The organism is Bradyrhizobium sp. USDA 4502, assembly GCF_054063355.1.
In genome coordinates this window covers 9,052,103-9,073,432 of sequence record NZ_JBSSGF010000001.1, presented here as the reverse complement: position 1 = coordinate 9,073,432, position 21,330 = coordinate 9,052,103, and the positions used below count along the sequence as shown (strand labels likewise).

The window sequence follows — 21,330 nt, the reverse complement described above, 5'->3', positions numbered from 1 at the left end:
ATCGGCTTTATCTCTCGATCAGTGAACTACAACGAATCGTATCACCCGAATTCAACGCAGTTGTTCGCCCTTAGAGACGTGTCCGTAAAGCACACCGCTCTCCCACGTCCGCACCTCCACTTTCAAGCTTTCAAGTTAGCCAACTCCAACCGCACAGCGAAACGCGGTCCGGTTTCTACAAAAACCTCATCGTTTGTCGTGTCCCGCCGCGGCTCGTCTGGGTAGGTTGCGGGACGAAGTCGCTCAACTTCCTCAACGTAGATCGCGTGCCGCAAATCAGGATGGCGGAATTTCGATGTGGGGATCTCAATGCGCTGCTCCCAGACGGTTGGCGTGCCTTGCCGGATGATCCGTGCCTCGTGCGCTTCCACCACGCGATCGCCGCCCTCCGCGCCCCGCCGCAGCAGAACAACGCGCATCAGCGGCGGTTGTGTCGACGCGCGTTCTGGCGTCACGCCATGATCGCCGCGCGCCGAGGCCGCTCCGGTGACCTTCACGCAGATGATCGTCGTATCGCCGAATTCCTCCACTACTGCCTGCGCTTCTCGGCGCGGCATCACTTGAATCCATTCAGCTACCGGCTCGGAAACCTGCAGATGCCGCGGCGCATGCGGTTGGAAACGCACCAGACCGAGACGGACGAATGGCCATGGCGCCTGCGGAACGTCGATCTCTATATCGGCGTACCATTCCTCCCGCTCGGCATCGAAGCGCGCCTCGTATGTCACCAGCGCGACGGTCATGAAGCGCACCGGCTTCTTGCCTTTGTCCGCATCATCTTCATCGCTTGGAAGCGGCATCAACACATTCTGCGCCAACGCAGCGTCGCGTGGGGCATCGGCTGGCCGCTTGGCCCAATCCGCGTCGTTCGGCAGAAAGGGATCGCGCTCTGGATACAGCGCCGGAAGCGACTTGCCGCCGGCTTTCGCCTTGACCGCTATTGGTTCAGGCGGCCACTTCGCCTGCGGAAAATTGTTTCGCGACAGTAGCCACCCGGTGTGCGGGTCGCCGCTGATGCGGGTCGGGTCGGCGCCCCAGCGCGTCACCCAGCTGCCGCCGGGTCCAAGGTCACCGTCCTGGAATTCGGTCGGGCCGCCCAGGCCGTCGAGCGGCAGCTCGGTGATGTCGATCCCCGGACGGCCGGGCGCGAGATCACGCACGATGTTGTTATAGATGTCATCATCCTTCAAGCTGAAGAGGCGCGGCGGCCACAGCACCACGCCCAGCCGCTCGCCTTCGCCGGAGCTGAACCACGGCCTTCGCATGCGCGCACGGATCATCATGGTTCGCGTGGCCGAGACGACATTGCCCGGATTGCCGACCGGCTTCGGCCAGGAGAACGACGGAATGAGGCTACGTGGCGCGATGCGGGCCGGACGAACGCAGGCCGGCAGCCAAAACGAGGACGACTGTCCCGCCAGCGACTGCTGTTCCATCAGTTCGTCGTATCGCGTCCGCAGCAGGCCGCCGTGACGCGCGACGGCGACAGGCTCGATGGTGAGGTAGCGGGCGCGGCCGTCGGTGAGGGCCTCATGACGCAGGGTTTTCCTGGGCTCATCGGCGGTGGCGTCGGCCGCCCCGGCCGCCTTGCGCTGTGCGAGGAAGGCGTCGATGACGTTGCTGCCGGCACCGAACGCCTCGATGCGTAGAAGCGGCACCCGTTCCTGCGGATGCGTCACCCGACCGTCGCCACCTACCTTGAAACCGAACAGGTCTTCGGTCTTGATCGGATTTTCGGCTGAGATTTCCGGCCACAGACCGCGGAGACGCGAGTCGCGCGGCCGGCCGCGGTCGGCATCGTCGAAGCGGCCGCGCGCGGCCGCAACTCCGGAGGCAATGAATTCGACCGCCCCCGTAGAAGCGGCATGAACCTTGACCTGGCCGGTCAACAGCACGTCGGTCGCACCGTCGGGCGTGCTTTCCAGGCTCCAGTTTTTTAGCTTCGCGCGCGCCGTATCCCTGGTGAGGGTATTCAACAGATCCACGCGTGTCTCTTGGTTGACCCTAATGACTGCCGGCGCCGCCCCTGCCTGCGCCGGCAGAGGATAAACCGGCGCTTCCTGCGGAATGTCGACCGCATAAGTCGCGGTGATCGTTAGCGGTGAGGCAATCTCTGGGATCGGCGTGGTCTTCATGAAGGTTTCGACCTTCTTTGCAATCGCGTCGATGCCGGCTTGGGTCGGCAACGGCAGGCCACCGATCGCCGGACCGCAAGCGGCGCCGGGCGCGCCGAGTTCGATGCTGTCCCCCGCCAGACTGGCGAAACCGTCACGGCATGCGGCGTCCAAGGTCGAAGGGTCCGTGGTCGGCTTTACGCAACCGCAAGCGACGCACAGCGCCGCGATGGATTCGATCGGTTCGAAGGCATATTGCAGGAACAACTCGCCGGGCAGGCACCACACCCGGATCGTGGCCTCCTCCCCCGGTGCCAATGCGACCACGACATGATGCACGGCGACTGAACCGGACGCCTCGGGCTTGAGATTCTCGTCGGCGCCGTAGCTCCAGACGCCACCCGTCCTGCCTTGTGCCCAGCCGAGCAATGGCTGTCCGCTCTTGGCAGGCTTGACATCCAGCACCAGTGGCAGCGCGTCCGGATAGCGTGGATGCGTAAGCTTCTTGTCCCTTTGTCCCTGATACACTGGAACTTGAAGATACTCATTGCGACGTCCTGCTACGCTCACGCTAATGACGAGCGCGTCCGCGGCAGGATCCGGATAGTACGGCAGCCGCTCCTTCTGCGTCGGCGCTCCGGCAGGCAAGGCACGGAAGACGGCATCCCCGTGCGGCGCGCCGCCGAGCGGATGCCAAGCGCCGGTCAGCTTACTGGCCGACTGCTTCTTACCGCTGACAATGCGGCGGACAATACGCGGATCGTCGATTGCGATTTCGCCCTCGCCCGTCGCGGTCTTCTTCACGTAGACCGGAAAGCCGCCCCACGAGGCGCGCCGGTCAACGCCTCGCAATCCGCCACGCGGGCGGTTGGCGATTTTGTTCTTACGCCAATAGATATAGCGTTGCTGTACGTCGCCGTCGGGCTGCGTGGCTTCTATGCATTCAACCGCATCGCCCTCGAGTGGCGGCTCCCGGTTCTGGAACTCGTCCATTGCCGGAAAATACGGCTCCGGCAGTTCAATGTTCAGTTCGATATCCTTGTCGCGCGAGATGGCGCGGAAGGCATCGTGCAGTCCCGCAAACGCCAAGCTCACAGAGGGCACCATCAGCACGCGCCGGGCAAAACCCCTTTCCTTCGGCACGTCTGGTTCGTTGCGCTGCAGCAGCTTTCTGTTGATTGGATCCTGGACTTTGCGGATTACTATCTCCCGCGCTTGCTCGGATACAAAGCGGCCTGGCAGCCTGAGCCCGCCCTGGTTGCCCACTTGTGCACCGAACGCCCAATCCGGAATCGCGATCATCGGTTCTGCCAGACGCTCGTGACGGCGGAAGGCTCGCCCTTCTGCCGCAGGCCCGGGAATCGCCGGCAGCGCAAGCGTTCCCTGCCGGCTGCGCTCGTAATGGCCGAGAGCACGTTCGAGCGGGACGGCGACGCCGCCGGCCCAAACGGCGCGCAACCCGAAATGATAACGCCAGCCGAAACGCAGCGGCGGCGGCACGTACGCATCGTCCGTAGCGCGGTTGGGCAGGCTGAACACCATGCCGATCTGCAGATCGTGCGGATCGACTTGCAGCGTGTCGGCCCGGCAGGCAACGCCGAGTGGATCGCCTTCCCATGACGCGACAAGCTCTTCGGTAAATGCAGTCGTTCGGGTAGCCGTGGCGAGATCTACACCGGGCTGGCGCAGGGCCGCGGGTACAACAACCGTCGCGGCATCCACGTGCCGTCGCTCGTTCCGTCTGTCGCCGTAGAACGAAGAGATCATCGCATTCATCGTCCTGCCGCCGATGCGATCCTGCTGGCTGCCGAACACGATGTCGCGGTTCATCAGCGAGTGCCATCGGCGCCGTTTGTGCGATTTCACGCCCACATCGAGCCGGTAGCCGACGGTGAGATCGCTGGCGTCGAGCACGATCGGGAACTTCTCGGGTTCCGCATTGTCCCCTTCACCGATTTGCTTGCCCGACACAATGTAGCGCGTGACCGCGTGCCGCTGGCGGTACCGGTCGATCAATGCGAGTCCCCCGGTGCGTAGGGTGGCGCGATTGAGCGGATCGCCCTCGCCGCCGGCCGGGTCCACCTCGTCAAGGTCGCGGTTACGCTCCTGCATAAGCATTCGCTGCCGGCGCCCCTTTTCAAACTGCAGGTCGGCCGCGGTCGAGGTAATGGTGTCGAGTGCCGCGATATCGAAACGCGGCTGAGTGACCGCATTGCACAGCGCCGACTGGCCGAGATGCACGATGCCGTCGATCTGCTCGACAATCGCAGCGCCGAGCAAGTCCGGCTCCTGGGCGAGCCGGGCATCGATTTCTTCGCGGGTGCAGGGATAGAAATGCCTGACGGGCTTTTCGGCCGTCTCGGCGCGCAGCTTCGCAGCCGTCCAAATTTTTCGCGGATTGCGCGCGGCCGCTTCCTTGTTTAGCGACGCCGCCAAGAATACGAACCCGGCTCGGCTCTTGCCCGGTTCAGGTAGGGCCTCACTGGTCATCGGTTTGCTCGAGTCGTGATCGTGATCCACGACATTCTCTTCGTCGAACCAGTCAGGATTTGTGTCGGTCGAGCGGAATGCATCCACGTTGCATTCGACATCAACGACGAAATGGAAGAGTCGCGCCAGCGATGGATGCGCCTGCAGCGCAAACAGGCGCCGCAGCGCGAACTCGCCATCTACATTCGGCTCGATGGGATTTCCGTCACCTTTGAGAGGCTCGCCCTCCTTGTTCATTTTCTCGGAGGACAAACGCAATGCGCCATGCGCCTCTTGCAGCGCGGGTCCGGCATGTGGTTGCGACCTGAGTTTGATCGCGACCTGCGCCGGCGTCGGCTTCTCCGGACAACCGAGCTGGCGCTTCTTCAGAGCCGCCACGGCTTTCTTAGGATCGGTCTCCTTTAGGTAGGTGTCGTAAGCGAGGGCGTCGGCATCGGTTCTGGCCCGGCTTTCAGCTAGGTCCTTCCATGCGACCTCTTCTTCGTAACGCTGCTCAAGCTCGCGGAATTGTTCTTCAAATGTCCGACTTTGCTCCGCCGCATCAAGGCGATTCCTGAGCTCTCTCCAACCCTGCAGTTTGGCTCTTACCACGCCACGCGTGAGCTTGTTGGCGGCCGTGCTGCCCGGGACGAGTAGGTCGCCGTCATCGCCGCCAGCTAAGCATGCAGTCGCACATAGAATATCATCCACCAGCTTGGAAAAGCTTGCTGGAGGAGATATCGGCCGCGTGTCGACCGGCTTGCAGGCCAGCCTGTCTATAATGTGTTTGGCATTTTCCAGCGTCAACGCAACTGCGACTTCGCCGCGGGCCGCGCCGTGAATATCCGGCGCTTCCGATCCGCCATTTTCCGTCGGTCGCTTGAGCGCGCTGAGCGTCGCCTTACGGTCATCTTTTGCTAAGAGTTCTTTGACCGGACCCAACCCGGTGTTGCCACCCATGGTCGCTGTCCATAGCGCCACCAGGTCGTCTTCCTCGTTCCTCTCGAGCGGCCGCATCGGCAACATCGTGACCGTCTTCGCGTCAGCCTTCGGCGCAGGCCGCGCACCGTTGTCCTTCACCGGCGAGACCGCGACCCGCACGCCCTTTGACACAGCTTCGGCGACATCGCGAGGCCACTCATTCAAATCCAGGGCGCCTGTCTCCCTCGTCCCACCCGAAAGGATCGGAGTCAGAACCAGGGCGGCGCGCGCCTTCCCACCACGGATGCCGGCGGCGATGACCCTCACAGCCGCATCGACCCAGATCGGATTCGGCTTCTTGGTTGTCACGTTGGACGGTCTCGGCCGAGGAACGGTCATGTGGGGAATCCATCGACATCGTTGGCGAAATAGCTGTCGTGACGCTTCCAATCGACACCCTGACAGGCGGTATCCGCGCGGATCTGCACCGTCGACTTGCCGCGCGCCATGGCGTATGCGCCGGAAAAGTCGCCGAGCGCGGCGAAGCGCGTGGGAACGTCGATGAGTGAGGCCTGCCCGCTTCCCGAGAAGCCCTTCTTCTCGCTCTTGGCGACACGGACCTTGAACTCGATGTCCTTAACGCCGAGCGAGAACGAGAAAGTGTATTGCGCGCTGCCCTGCATACTGCCGCCGGGCTGCTGCGAGATGCGCACGCTCAGCGACGTGCTCATGCTGAAGCAAGCGATATGCGCTGAGCCGCCGGCGAAGAAGAACCCTTCGACGGTGGTGCCCTGCGGGCCGTCCTTGTCCGGGCTTTCTACATGGTTGATGTAGATGCCCATGGTAATGCGGCCCTGCCCCTCTAGGGGCCCAAACTTGAAAGCGCCTGCGCCGCCGTATTCGAACGACGCCTCGAAGCCAATCATGCGCTTGCTGTTAGCGAGCAGGCCTAAGAAGCCACCACCTCCATATGGCGCGGCCGAGATAATGAAGGGTGAATCGCGGCGTCCGATCGAGACGGTGAAAACGGCCTGGCGATTCTCGAACGGCAACCGGCAGGCCGCGTTGAGCGATACGTTGGAGAACGACACGTTACCGATCGAGATGATGCCAAGGTCGAGCTTGTAGCCGGCCTCAATGCCGATCGGACTGAAGTTCGGCCTGACGTAGGGTCCGCTGCCCTGCGGGTTCAGGAATTTCTGCAGCGGTTCGATGAATTCGGCTTTCTTTCCGATCTTGAAGTCGTTGTAGGTGAGCGCGAAGTCGGAGCCCTTGGTGCTGTCGTTGTTGAACTTGGCGCCGTTGAACATCAGCGTCACGACTTCGAACAGATTGATGTCGAATGCGCTGAGCTCGGCCTTAGCGATGAACACCGGCGGGTTCTGCGGCTCCAGCAGGTCGTAGCGCGCGCTTGCGTCTATCGTCAGCAGCTTGCTGCGCTGCGGCACGAATAAGTCGAAGCCGAACAGTTTGAGCGGCTTCATTTCGGCGCTCAAGCCGTAGCTGAGCGCGACCTTCGACGGCACCATCTCCTTGATCTTGGATTCGATGCGGCGGCGCGCGCCCTCGAGATCCACGACCTTGCCGAGATCGCCGCTGAGGACCCGTTCGCTGGCGCGGCGCACGGTTTCAGCGAGCACCACCGCCGAGGCCCGGCCCGCGGTCCAATCCGCGAACAACAGCGCGATCTGCCTCGCGGTCTCGGGCGGAAGCGGCGTACCCGCCGGCTGGGCAGTCCTCTTGAGCGCTTCGGAGAGCGCATTCAGCTCTTTCATCTCCCTGGCGAGATAGTCGTCGGCCGGCGCCGCCGGATCTGGCGACAGCGGCGGGCTGAACACGCGCGTGTCGCCGGGCGGCGCCACCAGCAACAGGCGTGCGATCTGCGCCAGCGTCACGCTGCTGAGATCAGCCAGGATATCGTTGCGGCCGCCGGTAGACGTGCCACCGGCCTTGTTGAACTCGGTATAGATCTTGTTCCGCTGATCGACGATGCGCGTCTGCGCCTTGCTCAGGATGTCGACCGCCGGGTTGAGTGTACGCGCGACGAACTGGAACGCCCTGTCGCGATACGCCTCGCCGCCGATCAAGGCCTTGGTCAGGACGGACAGAATAGCCTGCTCGCCCTGCTCGATGAGCACTTTGAGCCTGGTGTTGACCTCTTCCTGGGCCCGCTTGAACTCGGCCTCCAGCGCGTTGAGATAGGCTTCAACGGCGGCAGACGTCTTGCCGATGTCGTTGATCGATTTATCACGAAGTCCTTGCAGCGCGCCGCGCACTTCGAGTTCCAACTTGCCGATATCGCTCCTCGTCTTGGTGATCACGGCCATGGCCTGCTCAAGCCAATTGCCCGCCTCTTCAGTGAGCGGAGACTTTCGGAGCAGTACGGCAAAATCCTTCAGCGTAGCCTCGATCTCGGCGATTTGCTCCGCCTTGCCTTTCAGCGAGGTGATGTCCTGCGCGATCCTCTGCGCACCGAACACGAGGCCGCCGACATTCTTCGCGACGTTCGTGGCGTTCTCGATCGCCTTGTCAAGCTTGTCCTGCGCCCCGACCGGCGGTGTCGTGCCGGCGAGAAATGTCAGTGCGCTGCGCAAGGTTTCCGATCCTGCTGGCGGCGTACCGAGACTGGCGCGCAGTTGGGCGACCAACTCGTTGAGGGAGTTGATCAGCGCTGCCTGCGGCTTTCCGAGCCCGGCCAGCGCGTCGAGAGGCAGTCGTGCAATCGCATCGGGATCGAGCGACTTGCAGACATTTTCATCAAGCGCATTGCCGAGTTTGCGAAAGCGGAAAGCCGCGCGATCGAGCGCGAGGACGCCCTGCGCGACATTGTCCGCCGCCGCGCGCACGTCGTTCGTGAGGCCTTCGAGTCTCGTCGCCAACGTAGTAAGCTGCGACTTGGTTGGCTCGATGCTGACGGCGGCGTAGTCGCGCACGGACACGACCAGCAGGTCGAGCTGTTTCAACAGCCGCACCGCCTGCTGAGCGAACTCCTTGGCGGTGACCGGCGTGGTCAGAGCCGGCGGCCCTTCAGGACCGCAATTGGAACTGGCATCGACCTTGCACTCGTCGGCCGGATCGGGAACTATGCCCGGCGACGGCGCGACGACGTTGAGCACCTTGGCAATGGCTGCAACAGCCTCGCCGCACATCGTCCGCGCGCCGCCCAGCGCATTGTCAATCGCGGGTTGGGCGATGGACTGTGCCGCTGACGCAAGCAGCTTGAGCTTCTCTAGGAGTCTTGCCGGATCGAACTTCGCGTCGTCTAACACTGCCCTTATTTCTCGCGCCGCCCCCAACAACACGCGGAAATTCGCCACTACTGTTCTGAAGATGATGCCTTCGAGCCTGTCGGCCGCGCGCGACCCCCGCGCCTTCCAGTTGTTTACTGCTTGCTCAAGCGCGTTCGCCATCGGCGACGGCACCGGAAAGACCCCGAGGACAGTGCGCAACTCCTTTATCGCGGCTTCGAGCTGCTTGCGAAGTTCATCGGAGATGTCTTTCAACGCATTTTCGACGGCGACATCGTCGGACAGGAACGCGTCGAGAAGCGCGTCCCGCTTGCCGCGGAGGACCGCGGTAAACGTCTCCTCGATTTTCTTCTCCGCTGCCTTGGATGCCGCTGAGGGGTCAGCCACGAGGTCAACCGCAGGCAGCGCGAAAACGAGACGTCGGTACGCGACCAGCGCGGAATCCTCGAGCAGTGTGCGAACCTGCTCCCTGACCTCGCTTTCGATGTTCGCGAGAGCCGCGGCTGCCGTCCTGTCGATCAAGCCGCTCGCGGCTCGGATCAGATCATCGAGCGTGGTCTTGAACGCATCCTTCAGCGCCGCGCGCACCGGCGCCACGGGATCGCGGGCGACGCGGTCGATCGCCGCGATGAAACGTCTCCCGGACGCATATATCTTCGCAAAATGTTCCGTCAGAGCCGGGAGTTCGGTGACCGCAGCGCTGGTCTCGATCGCCGCGTCGACAGCGCGCCGCAGGTCCGCGTAGCTGGCGCCGACATCCGGATAAAGTCTGGTCAGCTTCGCATCGGCGCCTTCGGCTCCAGTCGCAGCTGCGCCGGACGCGATTGTCTGCGCCCACTCGCTCTGCAGCGTATCGAGTGCATCTCGCAGCGGGATCAGCAGCGCGTCACGCACTTTGGCAATCGCCGCGGAGCCATTCTGTTCGCCTTGCGTTATCAGCGAGGATGCATATTCGGTGACTTCCTTGAATTCGGGTGTCTGGGAGATCGCGGCGAGCAGCAGCTTGAGCGCTTCGGCAAAAGTCAGAATGCCTAGTATCTTGGCATCCGTATCGAAGAACGAAGCGGCGTCTGGCTTCGCGATCTGCGCCGACGCGGGAGCAGTCGGCGTAGGATCGGTCTTCGAAGCAACCGTGCCGCCGATCGGACCGCGCGAGCGTGAAACGCCGATAAGATTCGTCGTCGGGCGCGTCGCGCCGCCGCTCCTGTCTCCGGCGGCTCCCATTTCGAGTTTGACAGATTCCTTGAAATCTAGAAAGACGTCCGTCTGAGCCTCGGTCAGCGCATCGGCCGGATTGCAGGCCGCAATTTTGCTTTTGTCTTCGGTCAACTTGTCCGGCGTCGGAAAGCCAAACGCTGTGTATTCGTTATCGAACTTTACCGTGACCGGCTCAACCCGGCCTCCGGCGAAACGGTCGACGCGCTCGATCCGAACATCGGCCTCCGCCATGACAGGATAGAACGGAGGCTGGTCCGCACCCTGCAACAGCGGCGGAAAGTCGAAATCGACGTTGTCGAAGCTGGCTTGCCGCGCACAATTGATCTTCGGTAACGTGCTTTGCTGGCCCTCGGCCTCGAGCAACCAACTCAAGGTCTCGAAGCTGGTGTTGTCCGGCTCGGTCTCCGGCGCATAGCGACGCTTGATGCCGCTATGCTGCATGCGGCGGCGCCACTCCTGATCGCCGGTGAGGGTCGTATTGTAGTATTTGGTGAGGCGCCGCATCGCTTCTTCGTCGTTGGCGGCGGTATTGTCGACGAAGATCAGCGGCAGGCGAACGCGGGTACCGCGCTGGTCGATCTGCATTTCGAAGCGGATATCGGCCCCGTCGCGCGGCGAAGTGCGCGGCCAAAACACCAGGCCGGGGCTGATCGTGGTCGAGCTGGCGCGGAGAAAGATGCGTCCCTCATTCGCAACCATAGAGCATTTTCCACATGATGTGGATCATCTGGTGTATCCAGCATGCCTAAAGTAGTTGGCACACATCTGCGGCGCAAACGACTTGACGAGTTTGCCGATGAGTTTGAGCAGGGCTTGGACCGTGCGGGTGGCGCCTTTGCGCAGCGCAGCTTTCAACCGGGAGAAGGCCTGTTCGATTGGATTGAGGTCGGGCGAGTAGGCCGGCAGATAACGCACGCGGGCGCCGACAGCCTCGATCGCCTCGCGGACACCGGCGATCTTGTGAGTGCGCAAGTTGTCCATGAAGACGATGTCGCCCTTGCGCAAGGTCGGCGCCAGGACTTGCTCGACATAAGCCAGGAACGAGGGCCCATCCATTGCACCGTCGATGACATAGGGCGCCGTGAGGCCATCGATGCGCAGCGCGGCGACAAGCGTCAGCGTCTTCCAGTGACCATGGGGCACGCCAGAGACGAGGCGCTCACCGCGAGGAGAGCGCCCATAGTGCCGGACCATCTTCGTCGTGACCGCAGTCTCGTCGATAAAGATGAGGCGCGGTGCACGCAGCTTGGGCTGCTCGGCTTTCAGCGCGGCACGCTCGGCAGCGACGTCAGGTCGATCCTGCTCGGCGGCGTGCAGTGTTTTTTTTTGAAGGTGATGCTGTGACGGTCGAAGAAACGCCAGATCGAACCGATGCCGGCCTTTTGCTTTCTCTGAGAGCGCAGACGCGCGCGGATCTCCTCGAGCGTCAGGTCCGGCTCCGCGGCGATCAGCTCGATCAGCCACTGCTTGTGCTGCTCCAACGGCGAGCGGCTGTGCCCGGTGCCGGGCTTGGCCTCAACGTTTCCGGTCTTCCTCCAACGATCCATCCATCGGATCGTAGTCGAAGCGCCGAGATTGAGAATGCGCGCAGCCTCACGTGCGCTTTCGCCGGACTCAACAAGCTCAACCGCACGCACCCTGAGGTCCTTGGAGTATCCCTTCGCCATCGCATGCCCCGCATGTTGTCGCGGGCAACACCGAATCTGATTTGCGTGCCCGTGGGAATCCCCTTTGACTGTTCCGATTCACCTCAACTGGAAACCGCTCTAGTCTCTGTGGGATTATTCGAACCGACCGTCGCCGCTGCCGGATCGACGATATCCGACGTCACCCGGGTCAGCAGTTCGAGACGTTCGACCGGCCAGCGACGGCCGCCATTGGGCTGCCCGATCGCCGGATAGTTTTTTTCCGGCACGCCGACACGCAGGAACATGCGCTGGATCAGGAAGGCGGTCGGCCTGCCGTCGGGCGCGGCGTAGAATCTGCGCTCGGTGAGCTTGATCAGCGATGCGCGATGACCGAGCGGAAACAGAAACCCCTTGTAGATGACCTCAACCTTGATGTCGCGGCCGAGCACCACGAGGTGACGCCAACGTTCGATCGACAGCGCGTCGAACAGGTTGCGGCGGCTATCCTTCAGATCTTTCCGCAGGGCCTCCGGAACCAGCGACTGGAAGAAGCTGACCGGAACGACGACCTTGGCGGACGCCGGCGGAACAAAGGACGTATCGGCATTGAATGTGCCGCCGAGGGCGGTGAGCGTCAGTTCGCTTACGTCAAGCGCTTGAGGCTTGTAGATCGCTGAGCGATCCGCTAACGCGACGCCGGCGCCAAGTTTTTCCGGAAGCGCGTCGCGCAATTCGAAGCCGGCAGGAATATTGATCTGGCTGAGGTCGGTAAGACTTCCGTCCTCCTTGCGGCGTCCGCGCACCGGCAGCCCGGGGACCGACGACAGGATTACGAGTTCGTGCCTATCATACGCATCGAGGCTGGCACGAAACTGTTCCGTATCGGGCGCGGGAGGTTTGATCGAGGAAAATTCGTGCCCCAATGCCCACGGCGCCCACGGTCCGCGCGGCGGCGTACCGATCTCCCGATCGACCAATGCCTCCGGCCGGAAGTCCGGCGACCAAATGGCGCGCACACTCGACGTACCCGACGTTTCGTCGAGCGTCGCAAACCACAACGGAACCGGCTGCTCCGCATTCGGCGTCAGCCCCAGCTTCTGCGCGATGTGCTGCGGGATCGACAACGGCGTACGGAACGAAGCATCCTGCGCCGGTGACAGCATTAGCCGGAACGGCATCTCGATCGACGTCTCGTGCCAGCGTGGCGGTTCGCGGCTCGCGCCATAAATCTCCGCCATGCGCTGCGCGCCGGTCACGCGACCCGCATTCGGCGCCAATGATTTGGGAGCAGGACAGTCTGCGTCGATCTTGCCGTCACTCAGGCGGCGCGCCCAAGCGTCGCCGCGCGTGAGGCCCTGGTGCAACAGCTTCTCCGCTTCGTCGAGCGTCTCGTTGCGCCCCCAACGCGATGCCGCCCGCCCGCCCGGCAATGGGTCGAACAGCTTCTCGGCCCGACGCACCACCGCGAGGTCAAACGAACCCCAATTGGTCAGCGCCGCCATCGTGAACGGAAACGAACCCGCCGGCTTGCCCTCGATCCTCTCACCCGGCCTACGCTCCGGATCGGGACGCCCGCCCTCGTAGTCATCGGCCGAAATCCGAAACGCCAGACGGGACGGGCCGGAGAGGCGCGCCTCTGTCGGAATTTTAAACGCGTCGGCGCTCCTCAGTTCATCATCGAGCGCTTTGATGACGGCGAGAATGTCGGCAATCGCCCGATTCTGCAAATCGCCGGCCGGGACCTTTTCGATGAACGCGACATAGGTTTCGCGTCCCGGATATTCCTGCGGCGCGGAAATGCTGGCGCTATACAGTTTCCCTGCCAGCCCCTTCTCAACGTAAAGGGCGCGGAATCGTTGGTAGTTTGGCGTGGTGTCGCGCTGCTCCTTGCGCAGTTCGCGCTCGTGCAGATAGGGAGCCCATTCGGGATTTTTGAACAGGCCTCGGGCTCGGGCCGAACCTGGCCGCCCTTGGCGCCGCCTTGCGGAAACACCAGACCGAGTTCCTCGCGCAACTCCACCTTCAGCGGCTGCGGGATATCGATATCAGGCAGTGAGCGCAGACGATCCCGCGGAGGCAATCCATCTTCGCTCTTGACCAGGGCCAGGGCAGCTTTGCGTGCGATCCGCCGCGCGTCGGGATCGAGGAAATCCTCGCCCACGTAGATTTTTTGATCCTCCGGCAGATCTCCGGCGAATTCCAGGAATTTGGCTACAAAAGTCGTAAAATCGGCCCCCGTGGCACTTTGTGTGCCGCTGATCTCTTTTCGTTTGTTCAGCCGGCTCGTCGGGTCGCCGTTACGCAGTATCTCGGCGTCCGCGCGCGAAACCTCGGTGCCGGCGCTGGGCGCCGGCAATTTGGGCTCGGTGGGAAGCTGTCGAAAGAACGCGCGTTCAGCGATATGTTGCGGCGGAAACTCTACGACCATAAGCGGTCGCGGATCACGTGGCGCGTCGAAACGCGACGGCGCGGTCGCGGTGGCCTCGGGATCGCTGCAGGCAGGTTGCGGCGACGTCGGAAGGAACCAGCGGCGGCGCCGGTCGGGCAGTTCGGCGGCCTTCTTTCGTTTGGCTTCCTCGGCGGCGTCCACCTGTTGGGTCGTTGCACCCTCAGGAAGGTCGCGACCAATCGGTTTGAGGTCTCGTAAGGGGAGTGGCGGGCGATGCGCGACGAAATCGGCCAAGCGCCGGTCAGGCACGATCCACTTGCCGGTGTCGTCGAGTTCGAGCAGGAGATCCTGGAAACGATAGCCGAGCGACAGCAAGTCGCGCGGCCGGCGCACACTGAGCCGTGCTCGCGCCAACGATATCTGCGCCTGCGCAACCGCACCACCTAGGTTCACGATCGACTCGGCCTGCGGCGGCGTCGTCTCTGGAATGAGAGTCCCGCGCCCGTCCTTGCGAACCCGGCCGACTCTGACGTCGGGAATCCTGAACAGGCACTCTGCTTCGTCGAAATCGAGACTGGTGAATATCTCGGTATCGCCGTCGACTGGAATCGCCGCGTGGGTCAACGCCATCGGCGCGGCGAAACGACCGAGCGTTCCACCGGCAGTGCTTTCGACGCGGATCGGCGGGACGCGAGCTGCGGCTCCTGGACGCGGCCGAATCGCTGGCAACGGTTCCACGCAGAACGGACCGAAGCGGGTCTCGATTTCGAGCTTCGATTGTGGCTCGAGTTCGGCAATCATATCGAGTTGGTTGTTCGCATCACCAATACCCGCATTGACGCCGCGCCAGAGAGTCCCGGTCAAGGCATCGAACTTCGCCTCTGGCGCGGACTTTGCGCTGTCCTTCGCCCGTGCCTTTGCGTCGGGCAGCACTCGCAGCGCGAACCAACTACGCAGCGACAGGACGGTTTCGCGGGCCGATCCGGCGTTGCGCAGACCGACATAGACGCTGCCGGCGACGGGCTCGGGCTTTATCGCAAGCGCCGCGTCCGGCCCGAGGCGCACGGTGACGCCGGAGGCGCTGCCAACCGCGAACTCGCGCAAGAACCGAGCATCCCGGGCCAGCCCATAGAGCATCACACCGATTTGGCCTGACGAAGACAGGCGAAGGTCCTCGTTCTCAAACAATGCCCGCACATCCTCCGCGTCTGCGGCTTTTGGCGGCGTTGCGCCAGCACCGCCCGCGGTCACGCGCAACACCCCCGCCTCCTTGGGCAGCAGAAATGCCGTATCGCGCCGCGCGGACTGCTTTTCCCCTGCTACGCGCAGGTCCGCCCGCTTGCGTGACAGCAATGCGAACGACAGAATGGAGAAAACCGCGCAATCGCGGCCCTCGTCTTTGAGAACGCTGAACGTGGGCGCGTTTCCCGTGCCAACCAGCCGGAAATGACCGTCGCGGTGGAATGTCAGGACGACGTGACGCTCAGCGTCCTGGGCGAAAAGCAGTCGCGGGCCGAACAACTCTTCCATCAGGGCTTTGGCTGCAGGTTCGCTGAGCGCTGCTGCGATCTCGGGCGTCGAATCATTGAACAGCAGATCGTCGAGACTCGACGCGGCGTTGGGCACGCCAGTCCGCAACGCGATGCTGTGGCCGGCGATCCGCTCGAACGCAAGGGAAAGGCTCCAGTTCTGTTTCGACTGGTCTGGTTTCAGCGTCAGGAGCACTGCGAATGGTTTGCCGCCGGGAAACTGGGCGTCGAGCAGCTTCGCGGCCCAACCAGTTTCGGTTCGATAGCGGATGAAACGGCCTTGGATGCCGTCGGAATGCTGGCGCTCCTTGTCCTGAAAGGCATAGAAGCTCGCCGCATCGAGGCGCATGAATTGCACGTTTTTCGGATCGTCGCCTCTGCCGCGCCTGACATAAGTGATGATCAGCGCTCTGCGCGTCGCGTCCTCATAGTCGACCGTGACTTGCGGCTCGCGCGCAGCTTCGGCCGGCGCGCTAGTCGCCAAAACAGCTGACGCCGCCCCTACAATAACCGCGCGCCGAGAGATGTCCGGAAGGGCAAAAGGCTCCTCTTTGTAGGATTCATTGTCGTCACAACGAAGACTGGGTTGGAATTTTTCAACGTCGTCAGCCACCGGTGCCCCCGAGCGATTCGCCGATCAAAGATGCCGTGCCGCACGGCGGTTTCGCACTTTCGTCTGGGACCAAGCGGCCATAAGAATTTGCACATGCAATAGTTGTATCCACCATATTCACGAATGAGTTCGATGCATCGGTAACGAAACCCCGTGGGTCTTCCGAAGCAGGCGATCAATAAAATCGATCAGCGATTGGGCATCCTCGAACGCGCCAGAATGCTCGTTATCGCCGAGAGTTACCCGTCCACGCCACGCACTTCCATTTTCGAGCCAGATGTGAACGACGAAGCTCATTTCGGCGGAAGCCTCGCTACCCATCGCACGCCCCGTCGAACAGAGATCCGTTTGGAAACGTGAGCTTAGCCGATCGCCTTCATTCGCCTGGCACAAGAGCTTGAACACAGGGGCAACCGAACGAAACCCACAGGCAACTGAAAGATGACAACGTCGTCACTGTGACGTCACTACGCATTCCGACGCCGGACAACGGGCTTCTCGAGGCTATGACTTCCGGTCGACGTGTTAACGTGCTCTATCTTTTTGACTTAACGGCTAACCATTTCACATAGGTTGATACGTCACGGCAAACATTCCTGTTCGCTGATAGCTACTCAGATCAGGAATGGGGAAGATTGGTTGAGCGCAATAATTTAAGGAGCGTGCTGCGGCGCGCATTACAAAGCCACCGGCGAACTCGTCGCGAGAAGGATGATAAGCCGCTGTTGAACGGCACCCACGCCATCGGCCCACATAGTGAGCGGTCCGGTTGTTACTTGTCGCCTATTCTCAATGTGATGCGGAGCATCCCGATGACTACAGCGGCTGTTCTATCCTGATGCGCTCAACGAGATCGCGCGTCGTCTTTGAAGGCGCAATCCCGAGTTCATGTTTCAACAGCTGAGCCAGCCGTTCATATTGGCGCATTGCTGCAGCCCGCTGCCCCGACGCGGCATAAAGCTCGATGACGTGCTGTTGGACCAATTCCTGCAGAGGCTCGATCCGGAGGGCAGACAGGCCGGCTGCGAGCGCGTTCTCCAAATCCCCAACAGCGGAATAGTGCTCCATCAGCCTGCGATATCCGCGCAGGCAAAGTACGCGCAGCCGCTCACGCTCGATCAGTACCCAATCGTCATACCAGCCTAGCATCAGATCACCGCGATAATGGCCAAGAGCGGTGGTGAGGCTGCTCACCAGCGACGGCTCTAATCGACCAGGAGATGCCGACAGCGACAGCGCCATACCGGCCTCAAACGCGACGATGTCGAACCAGATCTGGGACGAAACACAGATTCGTGGCTCGCCTCGCGGCGAGAATTCAAGCCAGCTTGACCCGCCGACATTCAAAGCACTTCGCAGTCGCGACAAAGCTGTCCCGAGACAAGACCTCGCGCGGGCAGGCTCACTTGACGACCAGAATTGTTCGATAAGAACGTCACGAGGATGATCAATCTCACGAAACAATACAAGGTAAGCTAGGAAGGAAATGTTTTGCCGCGACAGGGCTATTTCGCTATCGCCAGCCGACACGCGCGTTCGACCCAAGAACTCAACAGAAATTTGCACGCGGTCCCCCAAAAAAGAAATTTGTAGGAAGACTTTTTTCAATGGCTTTAATATCAGTAGAGACTAGTCGTGATCGGACGATCGTGCAATCTTTGAATGTATCAGTTTTCTCGTTCTGGATATGCTGCCAGCGGTATTTGACGGCCGGTGCCCCGCGCGCAGCGGCGATGCGATGATCATACAATGCCTCTCTTGCCGCTCTTCAAGAGGTGCCTACCGCCCCTATCCCGGTCAATTGGAATCTCTTGCCGCGATGGTCGACTGAAATTCTCGGCCGTGACCGGAGCAAACTACTGCGGGCTACCTACTCGCGCCTGAACGCTCGCCGCCGGGGGACTTTGCCTTCGACTGCGCATGGAAATCATCCAAGTGGTCCGCCAGACCCGCAGGAATCTGTGCTTGATCGCGCAGCGGCTCCGCCCACGATCGCCTCATGAAGCGCCTGCGCTTGCGAAGGCTCAACATCTGATCGGGGGCATGTCGATAAGGTGGTCCCAGGGCGGGAACCGCGATGGATCCATGGTCGCGCGAGTGGCAAAAGCGAGACTCGGACGCCAGCGTGATGTCGCATATCCTCGTCGCCCGCATCCCGGACCGTTCCGCGCGGCGCCAAGTGCAGGGCCGGCGGCCCCCTGAAGTCGCCGGCCCGGATCTCGCTTAGTCGTCCGTGAAGAATGCGGATTGACTTGAGAAATAAGCAGAATTGGTCTTGATGTAGTATTCGATTTTGCAGGGAAGCGGGGTTTTGGACCTCGCTTTCTTGCGTTTTAGGTTTTGCTTTTGGGCGATTCGTGATTCCCTGACGGCGTCGTCGACATTGGGGAATGCGATAAGCAAGCCGCGGGATGATCGCCAGAAAGACCTGTTGCTTCCGGCGCTTGATCAGATCATCGACATGGGTCATCCGCTGGTGCGGTTGGCAGCGCTGATCGACTGGAACATCCTGAATGAGCGCTTCAGTTCGGTGTGCCAAGCAGGGTCGGGACAGCCGGGCTTGCCGACGCGGCTAGTCGCCGGCCTGTTCATTTTGAAGCACATGCACAACCTGGCAGATGAGGTGCTGTGCGCTCGCTGGATCGAGAACCCCTATTACCAATACTTCTGCGGCGAGCTGAGCTTCCGCCACCGTCTGCCGTTCGATCGATCGTCGATGACGCGCTGGCGGCAGCGGCTCGGCGAGGAGCAGCTCGTTGCGCTAATCCAGGAAAGTCTGTCGGTGGCGCACAAGACAGGCGCCCTCGGCCCGAAGGACCTGGAGCGCGTGATGGTCGATACCACGGTGCAGCCCAAGGCGGTTGCGCATCCGACCGACGCGCGGCTCCTGCATCGAGCAATCATCAAGCTGGTCGGGCTCGCCAAGCGCAACCGTGTGCCGCTACGCCAGAGCTATCTGCGCCTGGCCAAGCGCGCCGCCATCATGACCGGCCGCTATACCCACGCCCACCAGTTCAAACGCGCCCGGCGGCAGCTCAAGTTCCTGCGGACACGGCTTGGCCGGATCATCCGCGACATCCGCCGCAATATTGATGGCGATACGGTGCTGGAAGCTCGCTTCGGCCCGTTGCTCGGTTTAGCGCAGCAGGTGCGCAGCCAGGATCAGCATCAGCGCGGTCCGAAGGTCTATGCGTTACATGCTCCGGAGGTTGAGTGCATCGGCAAGGGTAAAGCCCGCGCGCCCTACGAGTTCGGCTGCAAGGTCAGCATCGCCACCCCTGTGACGTCTCCGAAGGGCGGCCAGTTCGTGCTCCATGCCAAGGCGCTGCATGGCAATCCCTTCGATGGGCACACGCTCGGTCCCGTAATCGCCGACATGGAGAAGCTCACCGGGGTGGAGGCTCGCGGTATCCACGTCGACAAAGGATATCGCGGTCACAACCACCCGCATCGGTTCAGGGTCTGGATCTCGGGTCAGGTCCGCCGCGTCACAGCTTCCATCCGTCGCGAGATGAAGCGTCGCGCGGCTGTCGAGCCCGTCATCGGCCACGTCAAGGCCGAGTACCGCATGGACAGAAATTATCTCAAGGGACGCCTCGGCGACCGCATCAACGCTGTTCTCGCCGCTGCCGGCTATAACTTCGGCCTGCTGCTGCGATGGCTCGCAGAGCTCTTGCGTGTCATCATCCGAGCCTTCTTCGAGACCGTCCCGGCTCGAAACACCGCTTAAGCGGGGCGCCGGCGCAAGTTCTTCACGAACGACCATGTATCCCCACGAACCGGTGGCGAGTTTTTCCACTACACCGGACCGGATGCATTCAAGGGCTTCGCCGCGAACGGCGTTCTATGGCTTGCGCACCTTCTGAAGCGGATCGACGAACATGAGGTGTCGACCCATGCCAAGCAGCACGGCTGAACAGGATACACGGACGTCTCGAAGGGATCCGCTTACCTGAAGACCCTGGCCAAGGACCTGTTTTACACCTCGGTGACGCCGATCGGCGCGACCAACGACAGGGCAATGTGAGCTGCTTTCGCCGAGTGGGGCACCGGCGTCCGGCTCCGACTTCGCATCGAGGTCGACCGGGATCGGCAGCATGGCGAATTGCGCAAGATCCGGTATCTCGTCCCCGGCGAGAAGACGCTCCTGAATCTGATCAACGACGATCTGAACGCCGCCGGCTTCCCCGAATTCCTGCCCTGGACGACTTCCAAGATCGGAGCGTTCTGTCTGCCGGAGGCAATCTACGGCGGCGAATACGAGGTCAGACTGCTGTACAAATTCCATCAGGACGCGGTGCCCCACGCCCAGAAGGACCCGAGAGACCTCCGAGAGGACAGCGGCAAGTTCGAATACTGGAAGCTTCCGCTCAACCAGGACAACCGCATCGCCTCCGTGACGCTGCTCGGCATCGAGGCCGGACCGAACGCAAACATGGCCGAAATTCGCAATATCGTGGCCGGGTCCGGCTTTTCGGGAATCAATCCCACGCAAGTGCCGTGATCGCCGACCCCCGCGACGTCACGCCGACGCATGACGTCGACAGGGAAGGCGGCAGGCCGCACAAGGCAGAAAACTTCGGCTACCGCGTGGGCAGGTTCAGCGGCGTGTACGAGAAGATGAACTCGCCGGTCACCTGAACCTTCGCGGGTTTACCGCGCTCCATGCGCGGGATCGCTCCGAGCGCGGTCTTGATCGCGGCACCGAGCGAGCGATTGATCCGCGCCTTCGTGTGATTGCCTCGCTCGTCCGCGGGCCGGCCGCCGATGGCGCGGCTGTACTTTGGGTTCAGACGCTCGTCCTGTCGGATGTGGCGGAAGACCTTCAGCGTGATGTCGGAATTGTCGACATTGGGATTCTCGCGGACGAAGCGGCGTGCATACGCGATGGCTTCCGCCTTGATCTCGATCTCGTCCTGCAGGCGCTGCGCCGCTTCGGGTTCGGTCTTGCGGATCTCTTCGAGCACTTTGTGGGCGATGATGTCGCCGGCATAGTCGGCGGTCTCCTGGCCGGCAGCGAGTGCGGCGCGCGCGAGCGCTTCGCTGACGACAAGGTCGAGGCGGATGGTCATCGGCACCAGATTGTCTCGCATATCGCTCTCCAGCATAAAGCATCTTTACGATGGGTGAGGCATAGGGCGGTACCTTCTCGTTGTCAATCATAAAGATGCTTTATGCTGGACTAGCGGTTCGGCGATTCA

The 21,330-nt window shown here is 62.0% G+C and carries 10 protein-coding genes; 3 read left to right on the top strand and 7 right to left on the bottom strand.

Annotated features, from left to right (window positions below; translation table 11 throughout):
• Positions 1-122: 122 nt before the first annotated feature.
• The 5 genes from ACVW1B_RS42305 to ACVW1B_RS42285 all read right to left on the bottom strand — a co-directional run bounded on the left by ACVW1B_RS42305 (position 123) and on the right by ACVW1B_RS42285 (position 16,129).
• A complete protein-coding gene (locus ACVW1B_RS42305; RefSeq protein WP_456822988.1) occupies positions 123-5,873 on the bottom strand; it encodes a hypothetical protein in 5,751 nt (1,916 codons plus the stop codon).
• Between the two features lie 26 nt (positions 5,874-5,899).
• Entirely contained in the window at positions 5,900-10,555 is a 4,656-nt protein-coding gene (locus tag ACVW1B_RS42300) for a hypothetical protein (protein ID WP_456822987.1), read from the bottom strand.
• Between the two features lie 138 nt (positions 10,556-10,693).
• Positions 10,694-11,637, bottom strand: a protein-coding gene (locus ACVW1B_RS42295) for an IS630 family transposase (protein WP_141343507.1) whose coding sequence is annotated in 2 segments (ribosomal slippage) — positions 10,694-11,296 and positions 11,299-11,637 — 942 coding nt in all. Because the reading frame shifts where the segments join, the coding sequence is not laid out codon by codon here.
• Positions 11,638-11,720: 83 nt separating this feature from the next.
• On the bottom strand, positions 11,721-13,325 hold the full coding sequence (locus ACVW1B_RS42290; RefSeq protein ID WP_456822986.1) for a hypothetical protein: 1,605 nt from the start codon (positions 13,323-13,325) through the stop codon (positions 11,721-11,723).
• On the bottom strand, positions 13,265-16,129 hold the full coding sequence (locus ACVW1B_RS42285; protein ID WP_456822985.1) for a hypothetical protein: 2,865 nt from the start codon (positions 16,127-16,129) through the stop codon (positions 13,265-13,267). Before ACVW1B_RS42285 ends, ACVW1B_RS42290 begins: the two co-directional genes overlap by 61 nt.
• 153 nt (positions 16,130-16,282) lie before the next feature.
• Here ACVW1B_RS42285 and ACVW1B_RS42280 point away from each other — a divergent pair, with 153 nt between their 5' ends.
• Positions 16,283-16,489 carry a hypothetical protein gene (locus tag ACVW1B_RS42280; protein WP_456822984.1) on the top strand — a complete coding sequence of 69 codons (207 nt, stop codon included), beginning with the start codon at positions 16,283-16,285 and terminating at the stop codon, positions 16,487-16,489.
• 456 nt (positions 16,490-16,945) lie between these two features.
• Here ACVW1B_RS42280 and ACVW1B_RS42275 read toward each other — a convergent pair whose 3' ends face one another.
• Complete coding sequence (locus tag ACVW1B_RS42275; protein ID WP_456822983.1) at positions 16,946-17,737, bottom strand: AfsR/SARP family transcriptional regulator; 792 nt, start codon at positions 17,735-17,737, stop codon at positions 16,946-16,948.
• Between the two features lie 787 nt (positions 17,738-18,524).
• Here ACVW1B_RS42275 and ACVW1B_RS42270 point away from each other — a divergent pair.
• On the top strand, positions 18,525-19,859 hold the full coding sequence (locus ACVW1B_RS42270) for an IS5 family transposase (protein ID WP_456823095.1): 1,335 nt from the start codon (positions 18,525-18,527) through the stop codon (positions 19,857-19,859).
• A gap of 375 nt (positions 19,860-20,234) precedes the next feature.
• The gene (locus ACVW1B_RS42265; RefSeq protein WP_456822982.1) at positions 20,235-20,633 is read left to right on the top strand and encodes a hypothetical protein; all 399 of its coding nucleotides are present in this window, start codon (positions 20,235-20,237) and stop codon (positions 20,631-20,633) included.
• Positions 20,634-20,712: 79 nt separating this feature from the next.
• On the opposite strand, the gene ACVW1B_RS42260 is transcribed toward ACVW1B_RS42265, so the two are convergent.
• Complete coding sequence (locus ACVW1B_RS42260; RefSeq protein ID WP_456822981.1) at positions 20,713-21,222, bottom strand: hypothetical protein; 510 nt, start codon at positions 21,220-21,222, stop codon at positions 20,713-20,715.
• Between the last annotated feature and the right edge of the window lie 108 nt (positions 21,223-21,330).

What these genes read in the sequence shown, in the direction of transcription:
- ACVW1B_RS42300 (WP_456822987.1), bottom strand. Translation starts at nt 10,555, where the DNA reads ATGCAGATCGACCAGCGCGGTACCCGCGTTCGCCTGCCGCTGATCTTC.
- ACVW1B_RS42260 (WP_456822981.1), bottom strand. Translation starts at nt 21,222, where the DNA reads ATGCGAGACAATCTGGTGCCGATGACCATCCGCCTCGACCTTGTCGTC.